Annotated in this window: 22 protein-coding genes; 9 read left to right on the forward strand and 13 right to left on the reverse strand. The window is 66.4% G+C overall.

What is annotated here, in order from left to right; genetic code table 11:
• Positions 1-90: 90 nt before the first annotated feature.
• The 3 genes from COUCH_RS11530 to COUCH_RS11540 all read right to left on the reverse strand — a co-directional run bounded on the left by COUCH_RS11530 (position 91) and on the right by COUCH_RS11540 (position 3,027).
• The gene (locus tag COUCH_RS11530; RefSeq protein ID WP_249612069.1) at positions 91-1,341 is read right to left on the reverse strand and encodes a metallophosphoesterase; all 1,251 of its coding nucleotides are present in this window, start codon (positions 1,339-1,341) and stop codon (positions 91-93) included.
• A 517-nt stretch (positions 1,342-1,858) separates the two neighbouring features.
• Entirely contained in the window at positions 1,859-2,173 is a 315-nt protein-coding gene (locus COUCH_RS11535) for a hypothetical protein (RefSeq protein WP_249612070.1), read from the reverse strand.
• Between the two features lie 110 nt (positions 2,174-2,283).
• Positions 2,284-3,027: a hypothetical protein gene (locus COUCH_RS11540; protein ID WP_249612071.1), complete on the reverse strand. Its 744-nt coding sequence runs from the start codon at positions 3,025-3,027 to the stop codon at positions 2,284-2,286.
• A 421-nt stretch (positions 3,028-3,448) separates the two neighbouring features.
• Here COUCH_RS11540 and COUCH_RS11545 point away from each other — a divergent pair, with 421 nt between their 5' ends.
• Complete coding sequence (locus COUCH_RS11545; RefSeq protein ID WP_275980095.1) at positions 3,449-6,091, forward strand: TrlF family AAA-like ATPase; 2,643 nt, start codon at positions 3,449-3,451, stop codon at positions 6,089-6,091.
• 590 nt (positions 6,092-6,681) lie between these two features.
• On the opposite strand, the gene COUCH_RS11550 is transcribed toward COUCH_RS11545, so the two are convergent.
• Positions 6,682-7,878 (reverse strand): hypothetical protein, encoded by a 1,197-nt coding sequence (locus COUCH_RS11550; RefSeq protein ID WP_249612072.1) that lies wholly within the window; start codon positions 7,876-7,878, stop codon positions 6,682-6,684.
• Between the two features lie 697 nt (positions 7,879-8,575).
• On the opposite strand from COUCH_RS11550, the gene COUCH_RS11555 reads away from it, so the two are divergent.
• Complete coding sequence (locus tag COUCH_RS11555; RefSeq protein WP_249612073.1) at positions 8,576-9,196, forward strand: hypothetical protein; 621 nt, start codon at positions 8,576-8,578, stop codon at positions 9,194-9,196.
• Between the two features lie 42 nt (positions 9,197-9,238).
• Here the strand turns inward: COUCH_RS11555 and COUCH_RS11560 are convergent, their stop codons facing one another.
• The 4 genes from COUCH_RS11560 to COUCH_RS11575 all read right to left on the reverse strand — a co-directional run bounded on the left by COUCH_RS11560 (position 9,239) and on the right by COUCH_RS11575 (position 11,731).
• Complete coding sequence (locus COUCH_RS11560; protein ID WP_249612074.1) at positions 9,239-9,634, reverse strand: transposase; 396 nt, start codon at positions 9,632-9,634, stop codon at positions 9,239-9,241.
• Positions 9,631-10,284: a hypothetical protein gene (locus COUCH_RS11565; RefSeq protein ID WP_249612075.1), complete on the reverse strand. Its 654-nt coding sequence runs from the start codon at positions 10,282-10,284 to the stop codon at positions 9,631-9,633. Before COUCH_RS11565 ends, COUCH_RS11560 begins: the two co-directional genes overlap by 4 nt.
• 158 nt (positions 10,285-10,442) lie before the next feature.
• On the reverse strand, positions 10,443-11,057 hold the full coding sequence (locus COUCH_RS11570) for a hypothetical protein (RefSeq protein ID WP_249612076.1): 615 nt from the start codon (positions 11,055-11,057) through the stop codon (positions 10,443-10,445).
• Entirely contained in the window at positions 11,033-11,731 is a 699-nt protein-coding gene (locus tag COUCH_RS11575; RefSeq protein WP_249612077.1) for a hypothetical protein, read from the reverse strand. The genes COUCH_RS11570 and COUCH_RS11575 overlap by 25 nt, the downstream gene beginning before the upstream one ends.
• A 182-nt stretch (positions 11,732-11,913) precedes the next feature.
• Between COUCH_RS11575 and COUCH_RS11580 the strand changes: the two genes are divergently transcribed.
• The 3 genes from COUCH_RS11580 to COUCH_RS11590 all read left to right on the forward strand — a co-directional run bounded on the left by COUCH_RS11580 (position 11,914) and on the right by COUCH_RS11590 (position 14,469).
• Positions 11,914-12,747 carry an IS5 family transposase gene (locus COUCH_RS11580; RefSeq protein WP_249607867.1) on the forward strand — a complete coding sequence of 278 codons (834 nt, stop codon included), beginning with the start codon at positions 11,914-11,916 and terminating at the stop codon, positions 12,745-12,747.
• 93 nt (positions 12,748-12,840) lie between these two features.
• The gene (locus COUCH_RS11585) at positions 12,841-13,674 is read left to right on the forward strand and encodes an IS5 family transposase (protein WP_249607867.1); all 834 of its coding nucleotides are present in this window, start codon (positions 12,841-12,843) and stop codon (positions 13,672-13,674) included.
• A gap of 267 nt (positions 13,675-13,941) precedes the next feature.
• On the forward strand, positions 13,942-14,469 hold the full coding sequence (locus tag COUCH_RS11590; RefSeq protein ID WP_249612078.1) for a hypothetical protein: 528 nt from the start codon (positions 13,942-13,944) through the stop codon (positions 14,467-14,469).
• A gap of 66 nt (positions 14,470-14,535) precedes the next feature.
• Here COUCH_RS11590 and COUCH_RS11595 read toward each other — a convergent pair whose 3' ends face one another.
• Together COUCH_RS11595 and COUCH_RS11600 are read right to left on the reverse strand one after the other, a co-directional pair.
• On the reverse strand, positions 14,536-15,453 hold the full coding sequence (locus tag COUCH_RS11595) for a hypothetical protein (RefSeq protein WP_249612079.1): 918 nt from the start codon (positions 15,451-15,453) through the stop codon (positions 14,536-14,538).
• Between the two features lie 408 nt (positions 15,454-15,861).
• Positions 15,862-16,299: a hypothetical protein gene (locus COUCH_RS11600; protein ID WP_249612080.1), complete on the reverse strand. Its 438-nt coding sequence runs from the start codon at positions 16,297-16,299 to the stop codon at positions 15,862-15,864.
• Positions 16,300-16,561: 262 nt separating this feature from the next.
• Here COUCH_RS11600 and COUCH_RS11605 point away from each other — a divergent pair, with 262 nt between their 5' ends.
• Positions 16,562-17,395 carry an IS5 family transposase gene (locus tag COUCH_RS11605; RefSeq protein WP_249607867.1) on the forward strand — a complete coding sequence of 278 codons (834 nt, stop codon included), beginning with the start codon at positions 16,562-16,564 and terminating at the stop codon, positions 17,393-17,395.
• 1,129 nt (positions 17,396-18,524) lie between these two features.
• Here the strand turns inward: COUCH_RS11605 and COUCH_RS11610 are convergent.
• Positions 18,525-19,091 (reverse strand): hypothetical protein, encoded by a 567-nt coding sequence (locus COUCH_RS11610; protein WP_249612081.1) that lies wholly within the window; start codon positions 19,089-19,091, stop codon positions 18,525-18,527.
• 722 nt (positions 19,092-19,813) lie between these two features.
• On the opposite strand from COUCH_RS11610, the gene COUCH_RS11615 reads away from it, so the two are divergent.
• Genes COUCH_RS11615 through COUCH_RS11625 form a run of 3 tightly spaced genes read left to right on the forward strand, consistent with a single transcriptional unit; the run spans position 19,814 to position 23,006 of the window.
• Positions 19,814-20,470, forward strand: a complete 657-nt coding sequence (locus COUCH_RS11615) for a TetR/AcrR family transcriptional regulator (protein ID WP_249612082.1) — start codon at positions 19,814-19,816, stop codon at positions 20,468-20,470.
• The gene (locus COUCH_RS11620) at positions 20,467-21,417 is read left to right on the forward strand and encodes an ABC transporter ATP-binding protein (RefSeq protein WP_249612083.1); all 951 of its coding nucleotides are present in this window, start codon (positions 20,467-20,469) and stop codon (positions 21,415-21,417) included. The genes COUCH_RS11615 and COUCH_RS11620 overlap by 4 nt, the downstream gene beginning before the upstream one ends.
• On the forward strand, positions 21,414-23,006 hold the full coding sequence (locus COUCH_RS11625) for an ABC transporter permease (RefSeq protein WP_249612084.1): 1,593 nt from the start codon (positions 21,414-21,416) through the stop codon (positions 23,004-23,006). The genes COUCH_RS11620 and COUCH_RS11625 overlap by 4 nt, the downstream gene beginning before the upstream one ends.
• 206 nt (positions 23,007-23,212) lie before the next feature.
• On the opposite strand, the gene COUCH_RS11630 is transcribed toward COUCH_RS11625, so the two are convergent.
• Positions 23,213-23,851, reverse strand: a complete 639-nt coding sequence (locus tag COUCH_RS11630) for a response regulator transcription factor (RefSeq protein ID WP_249612085.1) — start codon at positions 23,849-23,851, stop codon at positions 23,213-23,215.
• A complete protein-coding gene (locus tag COUCH_RS11635) occupies positions 23,848-25,008 on the reverse strand; it encodes a sensor histidine kinase (RefSeq protein ID WP_249612086.1) in 1,161 nt (386 codons plus the stop codon). Before COUCH_RS11635 ends, COUCH_RS11630 begins: the two co-directional genes overlap by 4 nt.
• Positions 25,009-25,085: the final 77 nt, after the last annotated feature.

A 25,085-nucleotide genomic window follows, 5' to 3' on the forward strand; every position in this document is an offset into this window, starting at 1 on the left:
GAGCGGTGATCAAATTGCTCGTCGGCCCAAGAGATCCAGAAGTGGGGAAGCCTCAACCGCGGAATGGCCCAACGCGGTGGGCCGCCGGGCTCAAGTTTGCCGTGAGGCCAGTTCTATGACGGTGATGTCGGATGGGGCGCCTACCCGCACCGGGGGTCCCCAAGCTCCGGCGCCGCGGCTGACGTACAGCTGAGTGCCGCCGTAGCGGTGCAACCCTGCCACGGTGGGCATGACGAGCTTGGCGACATACGGGCCGGGCCAGAGCTGACCGCCGTGAGTGTGGCCGGACAGTTGCAGGTTCACGCCGTACTCGACGGCTTCGTCGATCACCACAGGTTGGTGCGCCAGTAGAACGGCGGTGCGGGCGCGGTCCCGGTCGCCCAGCGCGTGGGCGAAGTCCGGACCTTGCTCGTGCCGTGCGCCTTGCACGTCGTTTACACCGGCCAGGTCGAAGCCGGGCAACTCCACGCGGGTGTTCTCCAGCGGGTGCACACCGAGGTCACGGACCGCGGTGATCCAGCGTTGGGCGTCGTAGAGGTATTCGTGGTTGCCGGTCACGAAGAAGCTGCCGTGCCGGGCACGGAGTTGAGCCAGCGGCGCCACGGCCGGGCTGAGATCCTTGACGCTACCGTCGACCAGGTCACCCACGATCGCGATCAGATCGGGCTGGGTGCTGTTGATGGTGTCGACGACGCGTTGGGCGAAGTCGCGGCCGAGCAGCGGGCCGAGGTGCATGTCGCTGACCACCGCGATGCGGAACCCGTGCGCGGTGCGCGGCAGCTTCGCCAACGGCACGGTGATCCGCTTGACCCGAGGGCCGCGCAGCACGCCGTACGTGCCGTAGCCCACGGTTGCCACTGCCACGGCGGTGGCAGCACTACCGACCACGCGGGAGACGAACACACGGCGCGACAGCAGCGCCAGCCCCGGCGTGACGCTTCCACTGGATTCAGTCGCCTCGACAGGTTCGCCGCCTTCGGCAGAAGGCGGTGCCGGTACCAGTTCGTTCTGTGCGCCTCGACGTCGGCCTGGTATCCGGTGTAGTAACGGGCGCAGCACCTCTCCCACGAACAGTGCTGGGAGCAGGTAGAGGAACAGAGCAAGCCACATGAAGCCCGGCCAGTCCACCACTGCTTCGCCGCGGAATGGAACACCGGGCAGGTCGTGCGGCAGCGCGAGCAGCAACAGCAACGGCCCGGTCACGAACACGACGGTGCCGGCACGGCGCATCACCGAGCCGGGCGTGGTCGTGTCGTGCACGAGACGCCGCCATGCGTACCAGTGCAGGGCGAAAAAGAGCGTCGGCAGTACTACGACCAGGACGAGGCCAACAACAATCATGTAGTCCGACCCCCTGGGCGGTGTGAACAGCCTGGGACGGGCCGACATCAGGTAACCAACTGCGACCCCGTGCTCGGGGCCAGTGATTTCCTCACCGCGTATGGCCGGACTGCAGAGCTTCAGCACGATTAACGCAACAGGCGGTGTCGAGGAAGCGCTCGCCGTACCGAGTGTTCTGAAAGGCCGACTCCTGCTCCCGCGACCACGACTGAGCGACCAGCTGCATGTCGCCGTGGTGGTCCGCGTTCGCCGGGGTTGTCTAGCGGTGATCGCCGTCGTGCTGCTGTGTGTTCTCGCCGTACCGATCGGCGTGCTCATGCTTGGGAGCGGATGACGCGGCGGGCTCGCCGTGCTGCTCGCTCTTTGGTATCTGCGCCGTCATTCTGGCCGATCGACGTCAACGGGGAGCGCTGTGCGGTACTCCGGCGTGTCCACCGTTAAGGTCGATGACGGCCTTCCGATGCTCGTCAGTCCACGTAATGCCGTACGGATCCATGGTGACCCAAGTCGTCCCATCTCAGCGCAGCTTCTTGCACGCCCGTACCAGGCCATCACCGTCGTAGGCGGCATCAAAGTCCTCGCTGCGAATAACCAGCCCGCTGGTAGCGGTGACAACCTCAACGTGGACGTGGCCGAGCCCGTCGTCAGAGATGCTGGCCACCGCGCGCGCCCGGTGTCGTCGATCCGGCGCCGACTTCCACGGGCCTTCCGACCAGTAGCGGAGTCCCCTCGCCTCGACGTGGTGCAACGCGCCGGTGAGCACGACCGGATCCCAGCCAAGCGCCTGGGCCAACTCCAAGACCCCGTGGTGCACGATGCGCAAGCTCAGCAAGCGCGCTTGGTGGGTCTTCGGAGTTGTTGCTAGCCGATAGCGTAGGCAGCACGTCATTGAAAAAAGCAGCGATAGTGGTCGATCTCTGCCCACCTCGCCCGACATGTAAGTCAGAAGTCGGTGTGGCGTTCGTGTAGAGGTCCACTCAACTCGGTTTCTATATCTGCCGGCAGCTCGGGAGGCACGAGACCAATTTCTTCGATCCGTCGGCGAAGCGTGCGTAGATGTTCAAGGTATGTGGCCAACTGGCTGAGCAGCGCACTGCGAAAAGCTGTTCGCTGGGATAATGATTCTTCTGGCCACTGCCTCCCCGGGAAGACATCCATTTTGTCGTCATCAAGCTCTTTTAGGCGGCGAGCGGTTTCTTGAAAGCTCCGGGACAGTAGGCGGTGGGAGTCGTAGAGCTTGATTGCTGTAGTCGAGTCGTTCCAGTCGGCTAAGTCAAAGTCTGTTGACCTTAGCGGCAGCGCACCCATCAGCCATCCACGAGCCCGCCAAGGCGAGATGCTGATGGACGGCAGGATGTCGATCTCTTCGACTTGTCCAATAGGTGCTATGAGGAGGACCGGAGGAATATTTAGAGCCGCAGAAACCAACATGATTTCCGCAATGCTGATGTAGTCGCGCCGCCGGTGTTCGAGATTTGTCAGAACCGTTGGGGGCACTCGCTGGCCGAGGGCGGCGGTCAGGTCCGAAAGTTTCTGAGTAGTCAACTTTCTCCGGCGACGCCAGATCCGAATCTGACTACCGACGCCCGCCGTCACGTGGGCTGACCACCTGTCGCTGCCTCCGCCGACGCGTTGGGGGCGTGACGCTGCCGCATCACCCTCATTACTGTCTGCATTGGAAACCATGATCACATCATAGACGTAGCTGGACGCGTTTGTCCGTCCGGACGATGATCCCGACTTCCAGCAGTGGATTTGTCCCCCAGACAAATTTTGACTCAGTCTTCCTCCGGAGGAGATCGAAGCTCGGTTGCATAGCGTGAGGGCCGGGGTTAAGGTGATCAGCGGAGCGAGGGGGCTCCGCTTCGGCACGCACAGAACGGCGCGGCAGGAGCAGGTCCCGCCGCGCCGTCTTATGTGTTGACCAACATGGCCTTCGTCATGAACGCCACGGTCCGGGTGGAGTTGCAGCTCCGCCCGGGCATGTCAGCCTGAACATTAACGGTACGCGTGGGCGGGTGCCAAGAGAACCCCCGCGACGGTCCGGAGATGGCAGCCTGTCGATGCCGTGGTGTTGACGTCGGCCGTCCATCGAAGGGCGGCTTCAGTGCCGGAAAGCAGCAGTTCAACCTTGGTCGGCAACGGTCCTGCCTCATTCTGGGCTGTCGATCTTCACGTTCACACGCCGGCGTCGTTGGACGTGCAGGAGCAGCTAGACAAGTACGGGGCGACGACGCCGGAAGAGGTCGTCACGGCCGCGATCGCGGCAGGCCTCGATGCGATCGCCATCACGGATCACAACACCACGGCTTGGTGTGAGCAGGTCCAGCGCGCCGCCGAAGGCCGCAGACTTGTCGTCCTGCCGGGTGTCGAGATCAGCACCAAGGACGGACATCTCCTTGGCATCTGGGAGCGCGGCACGCCTGCAGTACGGATTGATGAGGTCCTAACCCGGCTCGACATCGGCTACGAGCAGCGCGGCCGCCTCGACATCTGCGCTTCCAAGGGCTTCGCCGAAACGGCTCAGATCATCGCCGCCTCTGGCGGAATTGCGATCGCGGCTCACGTCGACCGGGAGAAGGGGCTGCTGCGCCATGCAGTGCGCGCGCACGTGAAGACCGTCCTGCTTGAGCCTGCTTTGGCGGCCGTCGAGATCGCCGATCTACCGACCGCCGCGAGCATACGGAACATGATTGATGGCGAGCGTGAACTCGCTTGCGTGCGCAGTTCCGACACCACGCTGTCCGGGCACAGTTGCCACGTCCTGGGAGGAATCGGTTCGCGGCGTACCTGGATCAAGGCGTCCCGGCCCGACCTCACCGGACTACGCCACGCACTGGAGGATCCTCAGCTGCGTGTCCGGCTTGAGTCTCCTGCTGTCCCGATCCACCCGACGATCCAGTCAGTGAAGATTACCGGCGGCTTCCTGGACGGGCACACCTTCCCCTTCTCCGCCGACCTGAACTGCTTGCTCGGTGGGACCGGTGCCGGCAAGTCATTGCTGCTGGAGATCATTCGATTCGCTCTTGATCAGCAGGCCGTCGGTACGGACTTCCCGCACATCAGGGAGGAAGTCGATTCCCGGCTTGCCAAGGCCCTCGGCGTCAACGCGACCGTCGAGCTCATCATCCAACGCGGCGAAGCCCGCTACACCATCCGCCGAGCGTTCGGCGGAACGCGCTCACCCGCGCCCGAAGTTGTCGATGCCACCGAAGGTGCCGTCGCCCTGGAGGACGGCCTGATCGGCATACGAGCCTTTTCGCAGGGAGAGGTCATCGAATATGCCCGCAAGCCCGTCAGCCGGATGGCGCTGATCGACGCCTCGCTCGACCTCACCGAGTTCACCGCGGAGGAGAACCGGATCCTCGGCCAACTCAAGAAGAACGGTGAGTCGATCAACGGCCTGCGCGCTGAAGTTGCGTCCATCGACGGCCAGCTGGCCACCCTGCCCCAGACCGCAGCACGGCTGACGGAACTGGCCGGATTCTTTAGCGACGACATCATTCAGCAACAGGAACGATGGAGCAAAGAGAAGACTCGGCTCGGCAAGGTCGACCAAGCGGCCGCAATGGCCGAGACACCGACCGTAGAGAAGCCAGCGGCGTTCAAGCACTCGGCCGACAACCCGTCGAACCAAGACTTGTACGCCCGTGCGACTGCGGTGTACGAGGTGCTGCATTCAGAGGTTGACCGGGCCAACGCGATCCTCCAAGCGGCCTACGAGAAGGCCCGCACCAGCTTGTCTACCGTCGCTACCGAGTGGAGGGAACGAAACGCCCAATTCGATGCCCGGTTCGCCGAGCATCTCGCGAAGATCGACACAGAAGGCCGCGGGCTGCCAGCCTTGAAAAAGAGCCTGAGCGACCTGCAAAGCGTCAAGGCGGCCCTCGACGATGCAGCCATCCGCAAAGATCAGGTCGTCCTCCCGACGCTTGTGCAAGCGCTCACCATTCGCGACGAACTGCTCACCGAGCTTGTCCGCGTCCGACGCGAACGTCGGGACCGGCGCAAGGCGCGCATCAAGGAACTCAACCGGCACATGGCCGGCGTCGTCCGCATCAAGCTCGAACAGGAGAAGGACCGCGCCGACTACCATAAGAAGCTGGTGGCTGTCGCGCGCGGATCACACCTACGTGCAGAGACGCTACAACTTCTCAGCGAGGCGTCGATGCCGATCAAACTCACCAGGTCCTTCCTCGACGCCACCCCGGACTTGGTCGCCAAGGCGACCGGTATCGAGGAGAAGCACATAGAGAAGTTGTTCGACTGCGTCACTGACAAAAACCTCGTCAGTGACATGCTTGCATTGCAGACGATCGACCTGCACGACACACTCTCGGTAGAATTTCGCAAAAAGGGCACCGCCTACGAGCCGATCGAACAGCTGGCTCACGGCGAGAAGTGCACCGCGATCCTCATCATCGCAATGGCCGACGGTGCCGAACCGCTGATCATCGACCAGCCCGAGGACGCCCTGCACGCGCCCTGGATCGAAGAACACCTCGTCGACCGCCTCCGCTCCCTTCGCGGCAGTCGTCAATACATCTTCGCAACCCGCAGCCCCGGACTCGTCGTCTCGGCCGACGCCGAAATGATCATTACGCTCACCTCGGACGCCAACCGCGGCAAGGTGGAAGCCAGCGGATCGCTGGAACGCCACGACATGAACAAGCTGGCCCTCTACCATCTCGAAGGCGGCGTCGCGCCCTTCAAACGGCGGACCAGGAAACTTGCACCCTCGGTGATCTGAACGATTCACCTTGCGTGCCTGGTCATCGCCTAGCGAGAGAGGCGATGACCAGGGCACGTCCCTGACCACAAGTCGCGCGGCGCGACCGGAGCCTTGGCGTGACGTTTCCCGCCGTTGGGCTAGGCCAGCCGCCGACCTACCGGTGAAACCACGACGATTGGCCCCTGAGCTACAGGTATGCGGTTCGGGTTGTGCCACATCCGGTCCAGCCTGGTTCGAGTCCCGGCCGGGATCTTCGATCCGGGCGGGACTCCCCAGAGTCAATCGGGGGGCGCTGAGAGGCGACGTCACGTTGCGTGCTCGGTTCAGTCCGGAGGCTCAATCTGTCGCCGACGCGACGCGCTGACGCACGGCTGCGACCACCACGGACGGGCCGTGAACAGGGAAGATGCGGTTCTTATTCTGCCACGTATGGTCCACACAGTTGGCAGTGCGCGAAGGCGCGAACCGGGCTGCTTGTGAAGCACTCCGCCGGTTGGTTGCGCAGTATCCGTCGCGCAGCGTGATCCTCTGGTCCGTAGCCGCCGTGTTGCGCGGGAGATTGGTCGCCGCTCTCGGTGTAGCCCGAACGCGCGGCGGCGACTTCGTCGTCATGGCGGTGGCTTCAGGGGTGGGGGTAGGGGCAATCCAGTCCGGCGGCGGACGGCGCTCAGCATGGCGTCGATATCCTGGCGGGCCAGGACAGCGGGATGGGCCGGCGCGGTGGAGAAGGTGGATGCGGGGCGGCGGATCTTCACCCGCAGCCCTTCGGTGAAGCGGCGGACGCTCACTGTTGACGTGGTGACGACGGTGTCGTACCAGATTTCGAGCACGCGTTCCGGTGCGCTCGACCACCACTGCTGCCAGGCTGGCGATGTCAGCTGCTCCAAGTAGTGGTGCAGCGTAGTCCAGTAGGCATCCGGCACCCCGGCATCGATACTGCCGCCGACCACGTCGATGCGGGAGCCGGTCTCGTTGTCTGCGATGACGCTGACGCGGGGCGTGGCTTGGAGGACGGCTGCCTCGTCCACGTCGTCCGCCCCGCAGCGGTTGGCAGGGCTTCTGTCGGCATCGCCGTCGCCGATCGCCACGGTAATTGCGTCTCGCGCGTCGGCCACCAGCATGGTTCGGGCCGTACCGATCGGCAGGGCGGCCGAGGCGATCATTTCGACGCGTTCATTGCTCACCCAGCGCAGTGTCTGCGCGCTACGGGTAAAGCTACTCGAGGTGTTGTACGCCGGCGCAGGCTCGGATACCGCGACGATGACTCCGTCGGCGCGGCGGCGCAGCTTCACTACCGCCAGGCCGTTCCCGTCGTCACCCAACCAGAAGGTTCCCTGCGCGCTGTGCCGCCGGTCAGGGCTTGCCTTCGGTGGACTCTGCCACCGGTACCGCAAACCCGCGGCGACGGTGTGCTCGTACGCGGACTGCAGCGCGGCGGGGTCCCATCCCCGCTCGCGGCCCAGCCGCAGGGCAGCGCCATGGACCACCTCGAGCACCAGCCGCGCCCGCACCGCGGCCGGCAGCTTTGCCACACCCAATGGCATCAGGGCGACCGCCACTTCGGACTCGCCCATGCCATCGCTATACACCGTCACGAGCACATCGCGGCACTGATCATCGACGCGGCACAACAGCTGCAGCTCGCTGTACCGAGACGACAGGTCGGCCTGACGTAGGGCCTCGCTGTACCGTTCGCAGACACCTCGAGCGCTGCGGCCGACGGCGTCTTCGTCCAGGTCGTCGGCCCAGGGACGGTCACGTGGCCCCGTCTGCGGCGACACCGTGACCCACCGCAGCCTGCGCATCAGCCAGCCTCGCTCAGGGCTGGGTCGAGGACGGCAGGCAAGCACTCCGAGCTTGCACCACGCCGCGCCTGAGCACGAGCGGGTACGTGATGACTGGGCCGTCCGGCTACGGCTCGGGCCCGGCAGACCATCCGTCCATGCATGCTCGGACGGTACGGCGTTACCCGACGTGCCGAGTCGCGCCGCTCCGTGGCAACGTGCAGCCGAAATGTTTGTCGGCTGCACGGCTGAGGACCAAGCTAGGCGGTTGTCGCACCGCCGTGGCCAAACGGCCACGTCTCACGCTCCGGACGGCTCGTTCCTTCTCGCGATCTTGGCAGGCGAGGCGGGACCCGAGCAGTCTCCTGTCGACGACGAGTTTGAGAGGTGCGCGACAGATGCGACTCAGTGGCTGTCTCTCAACCTGTTTCCGCAGCTAGCGCCAATACGAGCCCGTGAGAGTGTGTACCCGGCGTTCGGATCGCCGTCACGGTGACGCCTTTCCGCACGCCGGCAAGCCATGACCCGGGCGTGAGCGCGGCGCCGTCATGTCCATCTGGTTGGCCGGTTGGCCGTCCGCCAAAGGCATGGTGTGCGCGCTGTCGGCGACTGGGATAGTTCGAAGATCATTGGGTTAACAGGACGGGGACCGGCGATTATCAAGCGAACCGATCTTGTCATCCCCGCGGACCTGGTAGCCGGTCTTGACATTCCACCGTTGGCTGTCACCGATGGCGCGGCCGACCTCGAGTGGGTCGAGGTGCCGGTGGGCCGGTGGGCCTTCCAGCGACGGCCCTCCCAGCGGCTTCCGCTGGATCCGCGAACTGCGAAGAGAACCCGACGCTACGTCCAGCTCGCGCCGTGGTCCCTGCTGACGGGCCTTGTCACGCTGGTCGCGTGGCTAGCCGCCGTTCTCGTTGACGTGACACCGTCCATTCGGCTCACCGCGGTCGTGGTAGCCGGGGCAGACCAGCTCGTGTGGTTGTTGGTGCGCCGTGGGCTGCCCCGACAGATCCCTTACCGAACTCGATTCGGTGATCTGCGCATCCCCGAGGTCCCGGCGGAGGTAGCACAGCAATGGATCTCGCAGAACCCCGGTGTGACCGCCACCGATGAGCCCCCGCCTCGTCCGCACTCCCGGCGCTTCTACGCCGGCTGGTCGGTCGGTCTTGTCGCGGCGGCAATCGGGCTGACAGTGGTGTTGGCCAACGACGGGCGAGAGGACTTCATCCTGTTTTGGGTCTTGGTGCCGGTGTTGTTCGTCGCCGGTGTCTCCATGGCCTTGAAGGCTCAGCCGCAGTCGAAGGCGGATCCGCGGTGGACTTGGCCTCCGACCTGATCGTCTCGGCGAAAGCGTTCGAGATGCGGCATCGGCCGATGATCAGGCAACCAGGAAATCCGGCAGCACGGCTTGCCGCTTCTTGGTGCGTGCGAGTCGCCGCGTCATGAGGGTGATGTTGGCCCAGGTGATGTGCGCTTCCGAGTGCTCGGGCAGGCGTTCGTAGTCGCGGGAGCTGCGGCGGGCGCGTATCTGCCAGGACAGCGAGCGTTCCACGATCCACCTGCGCGGCAGCACCTTGAACCCGACCTGGTTCGATGGCTTCTTCACGACCTTGAGGGTGAGATCGAGTTCGTTGCGGGCCCATTCGGCCAGGCCGGTGTAGCCGTTGTCGGCCCACATCAGCGTCAGCTCTGGGTTGCTGTTGTGCAGGCATGGCAGCAGGCTACGGGCGGCGTCGCGGTCGGTGACATCAGCCGCGGTGACCTGTTTGGTCATTCGCGATCAACTCGTTCCAGGTCGAGGAGGTAGCCGTCGGTGGTCCAAGCGTCGTCGTAGCGGAGGTCGGGGTACTGGATGACCGCAACGTCCTGAGCCCGCACCTGCTTGAGGTGGCCTTTGCCGAGTTTGCTGTCCAGGCGGATGACCCGGCGGACATGCCATGTTCGTACGGCGCGGCGAAGCAGATCCGCCTGAGATTCGAAGGCCTCGGTCTCGTACGGTTCGGCGACGCTCAGCTGGCCACGCACGCGCGTCCACGTACCCGGCTCGGGAATCGGTGCAGCGGGATCCGAGCCGGGTTCCCGGTACACCCTGAACGTCGGGAGGCCGGGTGACGGCCCGGCGTCCGCCTCGAAGACATAGATTCCGAGCCCGTTGACGTCGAGCATCCATCCGGTGTCCCAGAGGGTGCTTTTCATTGCCGCAGCCTGACCGACGAGGTCGTAGACGCTGAGGTCATCAGTGTGCAGGTAATCACCGGGCGTTGAGGTAACCGATGGCCGACGGTCGTCATCGTTGCTGACTCGGGTGCGGAACCGGCAGAACAACGATAGGGGCATTTCGACCGTGCCGCCGACCTCGGCAGTGAATCCGTCGCTGGCTACCACGTGGTCTGGGACGAAGACATCGCGCCACAGCATGTTCACTCTGTGATCTTCCCCCAGGTTCGTTTCGGTACCGGTTGGCCCCACCAGACGGAGTGCGGTCAATACTCGCGGAAATTGATCGACGATCGAACCCGGTCAGCGGAGTCAAACCACGAGCCGCTGGTGTCACTTCTCCTGGACACAGCCCAGACGTCCGGCTACAGCATTTCCATGGTCCATGCGACTGCGGTTTCGGTCGTGAAGGTGCTGTCGATCGCGGCGATTCCTGGGTTTTCCAGTCGTTCGCAGAGGTAGTCGCCGAGGGTGCGTTCGCGGGCCTCGGCGTCGGTCTTGGTGCCGTCGTGACGGGCGATCAGCAGGACATCACCGTCCATGACGTCCTCGAGGTTGATGCCTGGATCCGGGTCGACAGTTGGTGGCCGCCACTCTTTGCTGTGGACCCACAAGACGGGCCGCTCTGGGTGGGGTTGATGTTCTGCATGGGTCACGAGCGCCGGGACGATGATGCTGATGATGTGAGCGGCGACCCGGCTGGGCGGTTCGTGCAGCACGCTGAGCGGTACCTGCACATGCAGGGTTCCCTGTTCGGCGTCGAGGTGCGAGCTGAGCGTTGGCTCGGTCTCGGAGCCCGGGCTGTCTGTTGTGGTGACGGCGATGTGCAGCGGGTGCGTCGTCGCCGCGGTGAGGTAAGGCCGCCACAGCGTCAAGCGGTGCTCGACGGTGCTCACCGCGGTTCGCAGCTTCTTCGCCCCTGTGGCGGTCAGGCCGGCGGTGTCCGTTCCGAACCTCAGGATGTGGTTTGGATGGTCCATGCCGTTCCCTTGGTGTTCGGTCCGGTAAGGGTGAGCTCGTTGATGACCGTGCCGAGCGCTTCGCGCACGATGCGGCACTGCCGGGCGACAGTCGCCGTGACGGGTTCCTTCGCCACGAGCAGGAGCTGCTCCGGGGGAAGGGACGCGGTGAGACGCTCCAAGGCGGTGTTGATGTCGGCGTAGGACGGCCGCGGCGGCGGGCCGAATGGATCCCATACGTCGCCGCGGTCGGCGCCGGACCCGGCAGCGGCCGGCATGCCGATGCCGTAGTGCTCACCGATCACACGCAGGGCGTCCAGCACTGCTTCGAACAGTCGCAGCCCGAGGAGCCCGTCGCCGGGTTCGGCCAACCACGCCGTCGGCAGATTCAGGACCCAGTAGATGCCCTGGGGGCTGTCATCGTCATCTGGTGTGCTGATGGTCGTCAGGTACGTCACGCTGACCGACGTGTCGTCGGACAGGACGAAGAACAGCGTCACATGGCTGCGGGCGGGAAACCGGCGTCTGAGCCACGCCGAGCCGGCGAAACAGCGACTGACGCGCGGCGATACATGATTAGAGGCCTCGATCATGCGCCCGTAGCTGGCCCAGTCCACTTTCGCCTGCCGCCTAAAGAGCTGCTGGTCGACGCCTGTCAGCATGGTTGGCGACGACACGTCGAACCAGAAGGTCATGTCGGGCATTGTACGAACATTTTAGGTGTCGGCTGCGTATCCGCCGCCCACAAATTCGACTGGTGGGCTGTCGGATTCCGCTGGGCTCGAGCACAGCCTCTAAGTGAGTGAGTGTTTGAGAAGTTCTCATGTAGACGGTGTGGCGGCGTGATCATGATGGCTGGCTCGGGCAGGGTGTCGCGGTGTCATCGCGCCGTGGGTACCCGTCCGACCTGACCGACGCCCAGTGGGACCTCGTCAAAGGCCTCCTTCCTGAGCCCAGCGGCGACGGACGGCCCGAGAAACATCCACGCCGCGAGATCGTCAACGCGATCCTCTACCTGGTGCGGTCGGGCTGTCCGTGGCGGTATCTGCCAGCGGACCTGCCGCCTTGGCAGACGGTGTACTGGTATTTCGTCCGGTGGGAGGAGGCCGGGGTGACGGAGAGCCTGCTGACCGTGTTGCGGGTCAAGGCCCGGGTGGCGCAGGGCCGCGCTGCGGAGCCCTCGGCCGGGGTGCTGGACTCGCAGAGCGTCAAGGGCGCCGACACCGTCGGACGCGACTCGCGTGGCTACGACGCCGGCAAGAAGATCAACGGCAGGAAACGGTTCATCGTCACCGACACCGCCGGGCTGCTGATCACCGCCTGCGTCCTGGCCGCCTCGTGGCAGGACCGCGACGGCGGCAAGACCGCCCTGCTCGGTCTCTATCTGACCAGCCCGGTCCGGCACGTCTTCGCCGATTCCGGGTTCGCCGGCCGGTTCGTCGACTGGGCCGCCGACCGGCTGCGAACCACCGTGGAGATCGTGCGAAAACCCGCTGACCAGCGCGGCTTCGCGGTGCAACCGCGCCGCTGGGTCGTCGAACGAACTCTGGCCTGGCTCACCGCCCACCGCCGCCTGGCCCGTGACTACGAACGCGACCCCGCCGTCTCCGAAGCCCTCATCCGCTGGGCAGCCATCAACGGCATGCTCCGCCGGATCACCCGCGGACACCCATCACGACGCCAATCCCGCCGCGCCCTGACCCGCATCTGACCCCATCTCAAACACTCACTGAGTGTTTGAGAAGTTCTCATGTAGACGGTGTGGCGGCGTGATCATGATGGCTGGCTCGGGCAGGGTGTCGCGGTGTCATCGCGCCGTGGGTACCCGTCCGACCTGACCGACGCCCAGTGGGACCTCGTCAAAGGCCTCCTTCCTGAGCCCAGCGGCGACGGACGGCCCGAGAAACATCCACGCCGCGAGATCGTCAACGCGATCCTCTACCTGGTGCGGTCGGGCTGTCCGTGGCGGTATCTGCCAGCGGACCTGCCGCCTTGGCAGACGGTGTACTGGTATTTCGTCCGGTGGGAGGAGGCCGGGGTGACGGAGAGCCTGCTGACCGTGTTGCGGGTCAAGGCCCGGGTGGCGCAGGGCCGCGCTGCGGAGCCCTCGGCCGGGGTGCTGGACTCGCAGAGCGTCAAGGGCGCCGACACCGTCGGACGCGACTCGCGTGGCTACGACGCCGGCAAGAAGATCAACGGCAGGAAACGGTTCATCGTCACCGACACCGCCGGGCTGCTGATCACCGCCTGCGTCCTGGCCGCCTCGTGGCAGGACCGCGACGGCGGCAAGACCGCCCTGCTCGGTCTCTATCTGACCAGCCCGGTCCGGCACGTCTTCGCCGATTCCGGGTTCGCCGGCCGGTTCGTCGACTGGGCCGCCGACCGGCTGCGAACCACCGTGGAGATCGTGCGAAAACCCGCTGACCAGCGCGGCTTCGCGGTGCAACCGCGCCGCTGGGTCGTCGAACGAACTCTGGCCTGGCTCACCGCCCACCGCCGCCTGGCCCGTGACTACGAACGCGACCCCGCCGTCTCCGAAGCCCTCATCCGCTGGGCAGCCATCAACGGCATGCTCCGCCGGATCACCCGCGGACACCCATCACGACGCCAATCCCGCCGCGCCCTGACCCGCATCTGACCCCATCTCAAACACTCACTAAGCAAGTTCGGGTCGCACCATCAGCCACTCGTTTGAGTGACGGTGTGACCGAGCCGAACAGATGGGCCGAGTGGAAGGATCAACCGACCCGTTGGGGGCGAAAGGCGCTGTCGTATGGCAGCTGGGGTCGGGTCAAGCCGCCGAGCGACGTGATTCGGCAGCATCGAAGACCACCTTTCTGGTCAACACGACTCGAAGGTCGGCAAGCGTCACGACGCAACAGCAATCATCGCGGGGAGTGCGACAGTGACTTACGTTCGGCTTCGATGGGCTGTCGGGCTCGCCGTCGTAGGAGGCGTGCTGGCTTGTTGCGGGTGGTACGAGCGTGCCGGTCTTCTCACGCCGCTCATCGGCTGCTCCAACCGCGATGAACGGTTGGCGACGGTCCTGGCTGGTCTGCCGATCATGTCGGCGCATCCCGACGCTGCGACCCCGAAGGATCGGTACTCGGGCTGCGACACAGACGACGGCTTCGCCTACGCCGGCCAGCGATACCAAACCGGGTTGAGCCGGGAGGACGTCATGTCGTTCTACCGTGCCGCTGCCGCGGCTGACGGGTGGCACCCGGAGGGAGGGAACCCGACCCCGGTGCCCTCGGCTGGCCTGGTCGTCTCAGCGGCCGCAGCCTGCTTCGTCAAGGAGGTCGACGGCACCACGGCCTACCTGATCGTGAACTTTCCCAGCGACCTCAACATACCGGGCGTGATCGAGGAAGCTGAGGACCTCTACGGCATCGACCTGACCGGCTCCCACGACGGCGACGCCTGGTGCTGACAGGCCTGATCCAGGGAAGCCCTGGCGCCTGCGGCCGACTCCTTGCGGACGCGCCGCGCCATATGACTAGTGGTCCTTCGGATCGTTCAGTAGCGCCATCAGAGCCGCGGTGCCTTGCTGCAGCGACGGCGCGGCGTTGACCGTGTTGATGGATACGCGGCGGCAGCCGTCGAGTTCGACGAATACGGCTTCCTTACCCCTGGCGTACAGCACCGCGAATCGGCTGACCGGTTCGGCGCAGTCCGGATCAGCTCGGGGAGCATCACGTACGGCGGCGTCAATGGCGGCACTACGGTTGGCGGCCACCGAACCGCCGTATTGGAAATCCCCGACCGGCTCGTCGGTTCCACGCTGATCGACGGGTACCCGGTAGACACATAGCCGCAGCAGGGCGCCATCGTCGACAAGCGGTCGGACAGACTCGGCCCAACCTCCCACTCGTGCGTACGTCTGCACTGGGTTGCCGGCGCGCTGCCCACATCGGGCTCCCGCCGCCTGCGCGGACAGGGTCTGCTGAATCGGCCACGACGCCGTCCGGGTCAAGGTCAGGGCGGCGAGCGCCGTGCGGACCTCATGCCGGTACTTGCCACAGTCATCGAGCGGAATGCCCGGCCGTACCCAGCGACCGGACGCATCGAGTAAGACGAACCACGGAACGCCGGGATTATCGAGCTGACAAAAGCCCTGACGACGCGGCACATCGGGCAGGTGCAGTGCGGCCACGAGTGCCGTGATGTCACCTGCCTTGTCCTCGGTCGCCACCTCCCACTGGCTGCCATCGGGCCGTTTCTGTACCTCGGCGCTGCAAACGACAGCGGCGGCCGCAGCGAACTCGACATCCAGTCGCGGCAGAAGGTCTGCTTCGACATCGGTCCCGGGCTGCCGGGGACCCGACCATGGATTCGCCTGATGGCAGGACTCCCAGCGCGGCAGATCCCGTCCGGCATCGCGCTCGGCGCAGGCCACGGTCGCGTACGCGAGCAACGCGGCGACTGTCAGCCAGCTTCGTGACCACCGCACTCGAGTTCCCTCCAGCCCCGATACTCCCGGTGCTCTTCCAGTACGAGATCAGTCACGTGGCTGCGCTTCGAGCTCCCCACCGTCGCGGGACTGCACGAACTCAGCAGAGCAACCACTGGCCGGCGACTCGGGCCGGCGTGTCACCCATGCTAGGGATTCGCAGATCGCTCTGACCGGCGAATCGCTCACATCGACCCTTGCACAACGCAATACCTTTTGACGCTTCGGGAGATCCGCTGCCGGGACGTTCGCATAGACGACGTCGACCGGGGGAAGCAGACCCTTATCGGCTTACCCGAGTCGGACCAGCGAGGGCTCGCACAGGCCGCCCGCCTCACTGAAGGGTGCTGCTACTTCGAGAACGCTGAGCGATCAGCTGGGTGGGCACAGGCGCGCACTCGGGGTGTAGTCGATCTTCCAGTCGGTGTAGACGCCGAGCGCGCCGTCATTCAGGCAGCGAAGTCCCACGCTGATCCACCGCACCTCGTTGTCTGAGGTCACGGCGTAGCCGACGCTGACCGTGAAGGTCTCTCCACCGCAGGGGCAGGCGCATCCTTCCAGTTGGGCGTCATCGAGGTGCTCAGCACTGTCGGCTACCAGAGTTCTGGCGCCGCACTCGAGGCAATCTACTGCGGCCACACCTTGATCGTCGTCAACGAGCGAGAGGAACGTCGCGTTGCCGCACAGTGTGCAGCTAAGGCGCCGGACGCGTGTGACGGGGTAGCCACCAGCCCGGAATTGCTGAAGGTAGGTCGCAAGGTCTTCGTCATTGTCGCCGTACCACGATGTCGCATTCTTGCTGATGGCCACGGCGGACTCCTAAGTCGGGAAGCAGGACGAGGGTACGCCTGCAGATGTAGCGCTTGAAGCGACGCATACTCTTAGTCTTGGTTCGCCCTCCGCGCAACGGCGGGGCGAAATTGCCCTCCCTGCGCCGGTCGAATCGTATCCGAGCGGGCGCACCCCATACAGGTCATCCAGAAACGGTCGCGCCTGAGTGAGTGTTTGAGAAGTTCTCATGTAGACGGTGTGGCGGCGTGATCATGATGGCTGGCTCGGGCAGGGTGTCGCGGTGTCATCGCGCCGTGGGTACCCGTCCGACCTGACCGACGCCCAGTGGGACCTCGTCAAAGGCCTCCTTCCTGAGCCCAGCGGCGACGGACGGCCCGAGAAACATCCACGCCGCGAGATCGTCAACGCGATCCTCTACCTGGTGCGGTCGGGCTGTCCGTGGCGGTATCTGCCAGCGGACCTGCCGCCTTGGCAGACGGTGTACTGGTATTTCGTCCGGTGGGAGGAGGCCGGGGTGACGGAGAGCCTGCTGACCGTGTTGCGGGTCAAGGCCCGGGTGGCGCAGGGCCGCGCTGCGGAGCCCTCGGCCGGGGTGCTGGACTCGCAGAGCGTCAAGGGCGCCGACACCGTCGGACGCGACTCGCGTGGCTACGACGCCGGCAAGAAGATCAACGGCAGGAAACGGTTCATCGTCACCGACACCGCCGGGCTGCTGATCACCGCCTGCGTCCTGGCCGCCTCGTGGCAGGACCGCGACGGCGGCAAGACCGCCCTGCTCGGTCTCTATCTGACCAGCCCGGTCCGGCACGTCTTCGCCGATTCCGGGTTCGCCGGCCGGTTCGTCGACTGGGCCGCCGACCGGCTGCGAACCACCGTGGAGATCGTGCGAAAACCCGCTGACCAGCGCGGCTTCGCGGTGCAACCGCGCCGCTGGGTCGTCGAACGAACTCTGGCCTGGCTCACCGCCCACCGCCGCCTGGCCCGTGACTACGAACGCGACCCCGCCGTCTCCGAAGCCCTCATCCGCTGGGCAGCCATCAACGGCATGCTCCGCCGGATCACCCGCGGACACCCATCACGACGCCAATCCCGCCGCGCCCTGACCCGCATCTGACCCCATCTCAAACACTCACTGAGCCGAGCAATGCCCTCGTCGCGGACAGCGCTCGGCACGGCCTGCGCAAGACCAGATGTCCGGTTCGTCACCCCGGAGTTTCCGTGGCCGCAGCAGTTGGCAGGCTCGCCAACCCTCCTCCGCCTAGTTGCGTCCGCGTCGCTGCCAGACGTACGCGGAACCATCGCGCGCATTGAACGGAAGAAGCACCTTCGATTATTGCGTTACGTCACGCTGACTGCTATCGACGGCCGCGCGTACGCCAAATCCTCCACCGGTAGACGACGCGGCGAAGTGCATACCACACAATTGCAAGCAGAAGAAGCGGGCAAAATACGCGCTCCAAAATTGGTCCGAGTCCCCAACCGTCTTCGGCGAAGACGAACTCTAGACTCATTAACGCAATCCTTCCACACCGACTGCGGCTGAAGTTGCCGACCTCCATCTATCGTCCGCGTAAATCCGGGCCTTTGTGGGGCCTGAACCGCGTGATAGCGATGACGGCGAGCGGAACCGGAGCGCACAGAACCCAAAAGCTGGCATCAGACCCCATCCAGCCAGCAGCATTCCCGACCCAGGCGAAGGGGGTGGCCAAGCAAGCCAGCCCTAGCAGAAACCAGAATACAGCGGCGTCGAATACGCTGCGCCAGCCTCGACCGGTGGCCTTGATCGTAGGCGCGTCACCAGTCACGAGCACGCGGGCACCCCAGCCGACAAGGGCTATACCGGCCACCGCTGCGACCAGTGCTTGCACCTCCATGGTCACAGCCTAGGAACCGCCGCCCACTGAACGGATCATGCCTGGGGCGCTCTGATCTGACCGAACGGCTATGGTGGAGGCGACTGCCCATGCCGCTGATCTCGCCCAGGTTCGAGATGGGTGCTGTCAACGCCACCACCTTCGAAGCCGCGTTCGGCCTGCCACCTAATTGTGGATAGCTGATGCCGACGAGGGGCACTCGACTTCCGCCGAGCGGGCGTGCAGCCACACAGGGCCGCCAAGCCACGGCGCCCTGGGCAGGATAGCGGAATCACATCCTGTCGAATGAGCTCGATACGTCGACGACGCAGATCACTGTCAGACGGGGGAGAACGCTGGAGTGCGAATAGTCGGAAATCCGTTTGCGGTTCAACAGCCGGACGGTTCATGAGGTCCGGGCCACCACGCTACTACGTCATAGATGTCGCCTTCAGGACCGTTCACCGACGAATCCTGGAGGTAGAACTCCATAAACGCTCGGTTTCCGTCAACCTGCTTGCTGAGACACAAGACAGTATTCAAGCTCTGCTTGGCCGCATCCACCTCAAGCTCGGCCGGCCCGCCCGACACCGACCACGGTCGCCAACCATCGTCTGCTGCCAATTTCTGGTAAAAGGTCATCACATACCGGGTATCCATCTGCGCCCAGCGGTATTCGCGGCTTGCGAAAACTTGCCCGCTGACGCGGTTGCATCCCGCACCCTGCTCGACGACCTTCGCGGGAGCCGGATGCACCGTCATGAAGGACAGATCAGCCAGGATCTGCGCACGATGCCGGTCACGTTCACTGACACAGCCATCATCAGCCGCCGCAGCATGATGGGCCGATCCCCGATGGTTCGACCGCACGACGAAGGTGACGCCGGCAGCGACCGCAACTAGACATAGCAGCGCCGCGCTGCATACCAGCGTCGTCGGGCTCGCTACCTTCGGCATGGGCGCACCATAGCGACGGCCGAGCGATCACAGACTCAGCGGTTCGGACGATCACTCCAACCCGCCTGTAGTGGTGACCGATTCCGGCGGTAGACCACTGCTCGCCGCAAGCCCAGCCCTAACTGGCACATGCGTGCTCAGAGGTCGACAAATTATCTGCAGCCGGAGACCCGTCAGTCCCCTGTCAGGCGATCTGGGCTCCGGCGTGCAGAGACAGGCGCGGGGTCGGCCGATGCCGCTGTATGGGGCCGTCGACTAGACTGGGGTGCTCGAGCCCGGCGCGCGCACGTGTCACGGAGGGTCATCCGCAGCGGATGGGGTTCTCAGGAGCGCACCGTTGCGACGCGGCGGCGAACCGCAAATACGGTGACAGATGGCCCGTGAACAGGAATTATGCGGTTCTTATTCTGCCACGTATGGTCCACACGTAGATCGTCCTGCGAAACACGCGCCGTCATGATCCATGACGGCGCGTTTTTTCGTCACGGTACTGGCAGCAGGCCCGGTCGGCCAGGCTGACCTCTCCCGTGACTGATTCCCGCCTCCCTGGGTGAGCACAACCATGTCTGCACCTTGGTCGTCGTTCGACGTGCGCTGCGTCAGGCGCCGCTCCACCGCAGGCGCGGGCCCCCGCAGGAGCGGCTGCCCGCCCAGCGCCGGGCGTGACGAGTGGTTGGCGCGTGTCACTGCGGCGCGCTCACCTCTTGACCCGGGCTGTACAAGTGTTTAGCGTTTTGAACATGAGTTCAGTCGCTGACGACGGTGACCTGACGGCCAAGGCAAACATTCGCAACGCCGCTCTGCGCCTGTTCGCTGAGCGTGGGCCCGATGCCGTCACGATGCGGGAGATCGCCGCGGCGGCCGGTGTTTCGCCGGCGCTCCTGGTGCATCACTTCGGCAGCAAGGACGGGTTGCGGGCGGCGGTGGACGGCTATGCCTCGCGGGCCTTCGACTCATTGTTCGAGATGGACGAGCGAGCCCTGGCCGGCGCGCTGACCGGGGACAACTGGGTGTCGGTTGCCGACTTGTTCGCGCGTGCCTTCCCGCACGGCTCGCCGCTGCCCGCGTACCTGCGCCGGCTGTTGCTCGTCAACGACCCGGCGGGCGCGGCGCTGTTCGGTCGTTGGTACGCGCTCACCCGCCGGCTGCTCGACTCCATGACCGAGATGGGCGCCGTCCGGCCGGGTGAAGACCCGGCGGTCCGTGCCGCGTTCTTCCTGGCCAACGACCTCGCACTGATCCTGTTGCGCAACCAGATCGCCGCCGCGATCGGAATCGACCCGCTCACGCCGGAGGGCATCACCCGCTGGGCCAGAGAGGTCGCCACCGTCTACACGCAGGGCGCGTTCATGACAGCGCCCGGGGAGGAGCCATCGTGAGTGCGCCCACCGATGTCATCCAGATCCACGAGCTCACCAAGGCGTTCGGCACAGTGCGCGCCCTGGATGGGCTGGAACTCACGGTCCGTCCGGGCGAGGTCCACGGTTTTCTCGGCCCCAACGGGGCGGGCAAGTCCACCACCATCCGCATCCTGCTCGGCCTGACCCGGGCCACCGGCGGCCACGTCGAACTGTTCGGTGCCGACCCCTGGCGGGACGCCGCCCGGCTGCACCGGCGTCTCGCCTACGTCGCCGGGGACGTCGCGTTGTGGCCCGGTCTGACCGGCGGCCAATGCCTCGACGTGATCGGCGCGACGCACGGCGGAGTCGACGAAAAGCGCCGGGACCGGCTGATCGAGCGCTTCGAACTCGATCCGACCAAGCGGATCCGGGACTACTCCAAAGGCAACCGCCAGAAGGTCGCCCTGGTGGCCGCATTGTCCGCGGAGGCGGAGCTGCTCGTCCTCGACGAGCCCACGTCCGGGCTCGACCCCCTGATGGAGCAGGCGTTCCAGCAGTGCGTACGCGAACGGAAGCAGGATGGCGTCACGGTGCTGCTCTCCAGTCACCTCCTCGACGAGGTCGAGGCGCTGGCCGACCGGGTCAGCATCGTTCGCCGGGGCCGGACCGTCACCACCGGCACCCTCGCCGACCTGCGCCGCCACACCCGGACCGCGGTGCACGCCGTCACCGCCCGCAAGCCCGAAGACCTCGCCGGCGCCGAGGGCGTGGCCGACTGCGTCTGTGAACGGTTGGACGGGCATGTCGACACCCGGTTCACGATCGACGCCGACCACCTGGACGCCATGATCGGCAGGCTGCACGCCGCCCGGATCCACACCCTGACCGTCACCCCGCCGAGCCTCGACGCGCTGTTCCTGCGCAGCTACGGCGAAGCCCTCGACGCGGAAGAGGCCGGCGAAACGCTCACCCAGGGTGCGCGATGAATGCCGCCGCTTCCTCTCCGCACGAACTGGGCACGATGGTCCGGATCGTCTGGCGCACGCGCCGCCGCGGCATCCTCGTCTGGATCATCGCCCTCGCGGCGAGCATGACGGGCACGGCCGCCGCGGTCGCCGGCCTCTACGACACCCCGGCCAAGATCCGTACCTATGCCGAGGCGGTCACCGCAGGCAGCGCGCTGGCCGCCATCAACGGCCACGTCGAGGGTATCGACAGTCTCGGCGGAGTCATCCAGGACGAGTTCGGGTTCCTCGCCTCGTTTCTGCTCCCGCTGTTGGGCATCGGGGTGGTCGCCGGCTCGACGCGCCGCGAGGAGGAGTCGGGCCGGCTCGAGACGATCCTCGGCGGCCGGATCGCCCGGCATCAGCCGACTCTTGCCGCCCTCATGGTGGCGGCCTCGGCGGTCCTCGTCACGTCGATCCTCTTTGCCGCCGGGCTGGTGCTCCTGGAGGTCCCGGTGTCCGGGGCGATCCTCTACAGCGCGGCGCTCGGCGCGCTGGCGTTCGTCTTCGCCGGGCTCGCGGCGCTGCTGGCGCAACTCGTGCTGCACACCCGAGGGATATATACGTGGAGCCTGATCGTGCTGGCTGCGGCCTACGTCCTGCGTGGGGTCGGCGACACGACCCTCGGCTGGTTGACGTGGCTGTCCCCGCTGGGCTGGGCGGAGAAGACAGCACCGTTCGATGACCAGCGGTGGTGGGTGCTCGTCGTCCCGGCCGTCGCGGGCCTCGCCTCGGGCGGCGCGGCCGTGCGGCTGGCCGCGCGCCGCGACGTCGGCAGCGCGCTGCTGCGTGGCGGCTCCGGCCCGGCGCGGGCGGCCCGGCGAGGGCCGGTCGGTTTCGCGGCCTGGATCCACCGCCCGGCAATCGCCGGCTGGCTGGCGGGCGGGATCCTGCTCACTGCGATGATGGGCTCGCTGTCCCAACAGTTCCTCGACGCGATGGCCGGCAACCCCGCGCTGGCCGAGGCCATCGGCATCCGAGGTGGTCGGCCGTTGGACGGCTTCATCGCCGTGACCCAGCTCTATCTGGCGATCATCGGGACCGGGTACGTCATCCAGGCGATCGGCACGCTCCGCACCGAGGAGGCCGAGGGCCGCCTGGAGACCCGACTCGCCGGCACTCTCTCCCGCCTCCGTTGGCTGGCAGCCCACAGCGTCATCATCGCGGCCGGGCTGATACTCATCGTCGTCGGCTCGTCCGCGGTCCTTGCACTGTCGACCGCCTGGTCCCTCGGCAACACGGACGAATTCACCACCACCATGGCAGCCGGCCTGGCTTATCTGCCGTCCGAACTCGTACCCGCCGGTCTCGCCCTCGTACTGTTCGGCCTGTGGCCCCGCGGCATCGGATTGGCCTGGGCCGGATACGCCCTCGCGACCTTCATCTCCATTCTCGGCCCCGGCCTTGAACTCGCGCAGTGGGTACTCGACCTTGCCCCTGCAACGCATGTCGGCAACCCTCCACTGGGAACGGTCGATGCCGGTGGCCTCGCAGCGCTCATGGTCGCCGCCGTCGCGCTCGCGCTGGCCGGGTTCAGCGCCTTCCACCGCCGCGACATACCACGTGCTTGACCCGGTAATGCGCAGCTGAAGCCTCCACGGCCGACGGCGCCGGGCAGGAGCGGGAGCGGGAGCGGCGCGAAGTGTGCGTTGCCGATATGCGAGCGCAACGCCGGGTATGTGCGCGTCCGTGAGCCGACCTCCGGGAGTCGTGCGGAGTGGGCCCGAGCTCACTCGCACGCCCTCGGTTCACGTCGGTGCGGGTTCGCGTCGTGGTCTCACTGCACGCCCAGGCCGTAGCGCTGCGCGAGCAGTCCCGCCTGGGTCCGGTTGGCGCAGCAGAGCTTGGTGAGCACCCGGGACACGTATCCCTTGACGGTCTGCTCGGTCAGATGAAGCCGGGCGCCGATCTGTGCGTTGGACAGGCCCTCGCCGAGACAGGTCAGTACCTCGATGTCCCGCTCCGTCAGCCCGTCGGGCAGGGCCGACCGTGCCACTCCGGCCAGAAGTCCCTTGGTCGTGCCGGGCGGGAGGACCGTGTGTCCGGCCGCGGCCACCCGGACCAGCGCGATGAGGTCCCGGGGTGGTGTCGACTTCAGCACGTAGCCCGCCGCGCCCGCGCGGAGAGCGGCGAGGACGTGCCGGTCCGCGTCGAATGTGGTCAGCGCGACGACCACCGGCGGCTTCGGCAATGCGACGATCCGGGTGGTGGCGACCAGCCCGTCCACACCCGGCATCCGCAGGTCCATGAGCACGAGATCGGGCCGATGCCGGATCACGGCGTCCAGTCCGGCCGCGCCGTCGTGTGCGACCTCGACGATCCGGATGTCTGCGGCGGACTCCAGGATGGTGCGCAGGTGGGCGCAGACCATCGGATCGTCGTCGACGACGACCACGCGCACCGGATGCAGGTTCATCGGTCCGGCAGTCCCGGAAACTCGGCGCGCACTTCGAAGCCGCCGTCCGCGCACGGGCCGGCGGTGAACGAGCCGCCGACCAGCTCGATGCGTTGGCGCAGGCCCAGCAGTCCCGTACCCGAGCCGCTCGCGGCAAGCGCCGGGTCGGGTGGCACGGTCGCGGCGAGGTTTCGGATCGACAGGTCCAGCCCTTTCTCGCCGTGCGCGAGTCGTAGCTGTGCGGGCGCGCCCGCCGCGTGTTTACGCACGTTCGTCAGCCCTTCCTGGACGAGCCGGTACACGGTCCGCCCGACGATCGGCGCAACCGGGACCGGTATGCCCAGCTCGACGACCTCGACCTGCGTACCGGCGGTCTGCGCGGCGGCCACCAGCGGTGCGAGGTCAGGCAGCGGCTGCGGCGCGTCCTCGTGGTCGTCCGGTTCCGGCAGCACGCGGACAAGTTCGCGAAGCTCGTCCAGCGCGCTGCAGCCCGCCGCCCTGATCCGTTCGGCCGCCGCCAGCGTGGTGGCATCGGCCGAGGTGAGGCCGAGCGCCCCGGCCTCGAGGACGATCAGGCTGACGCGGTGCGAGACGACGTCATGCATCTCGGCGGTCAGCCGCGCGCGTTCCCGCGTGACGGCCTCGGCGGCGCGCAGGTCCCGCTCGCGCTCGGCCCGTTCGGCCCGATCCCGCAGTGCCTCGAGAAGGCGGCGGCGGGCTCCCGCGTAGAGGCCGAGGAGGACGGGGATCCCGATCAGCAGCAAGCCGCTCCGGAAGCGCCCGGGTGATGCCAGCCAGGGAGCGGTGGCGACAGCGGTGAGGACAGCGACGGCGAGCCAGGCCGCGCGGCTGCGGCCCGCATACAACGCCACGGCGTACGCGGCGAATGGAGCCGCCGGAGCGACCAGCACGGTCAACTGCCCCGCGGAGGGGCGCAGCACCGAGCCCGGCACCAGCGCCTCCACGAGCACGAGGGCGATGCTGAGGCCCGCCACGATCCAGGCCACCGCGCCCGGGGCCGAACGGCGCCACCACAGCGCGACGGCGAACGCGGCCAGAACCGCCACTCCGCCTGGGCCGTACGGGCGAAATGCCGCAGCGGGCCCGTACATGAGCAGCAGACCGACCATCGCGGCCAGACCAACCGTGACCGCGTCGACCATCGCGTGCCGGCGCATGGCGCAACCCTATGCGCAGCGCGCGCGGTCGAGTACTGACGAAAGTAGGTCGGTCCGCCGACGTTCCGGGCTGTCGG

It is taken from the genome of Couchioplanes caeruleus (assembly GCF_023499255.1).
GTDB lineage: Bacteria > Actinomycetota > Actinomycetes > Mycobacteriales > Micromonosporaceae > Actinoplanes > Actinoplanes caeruleus_A.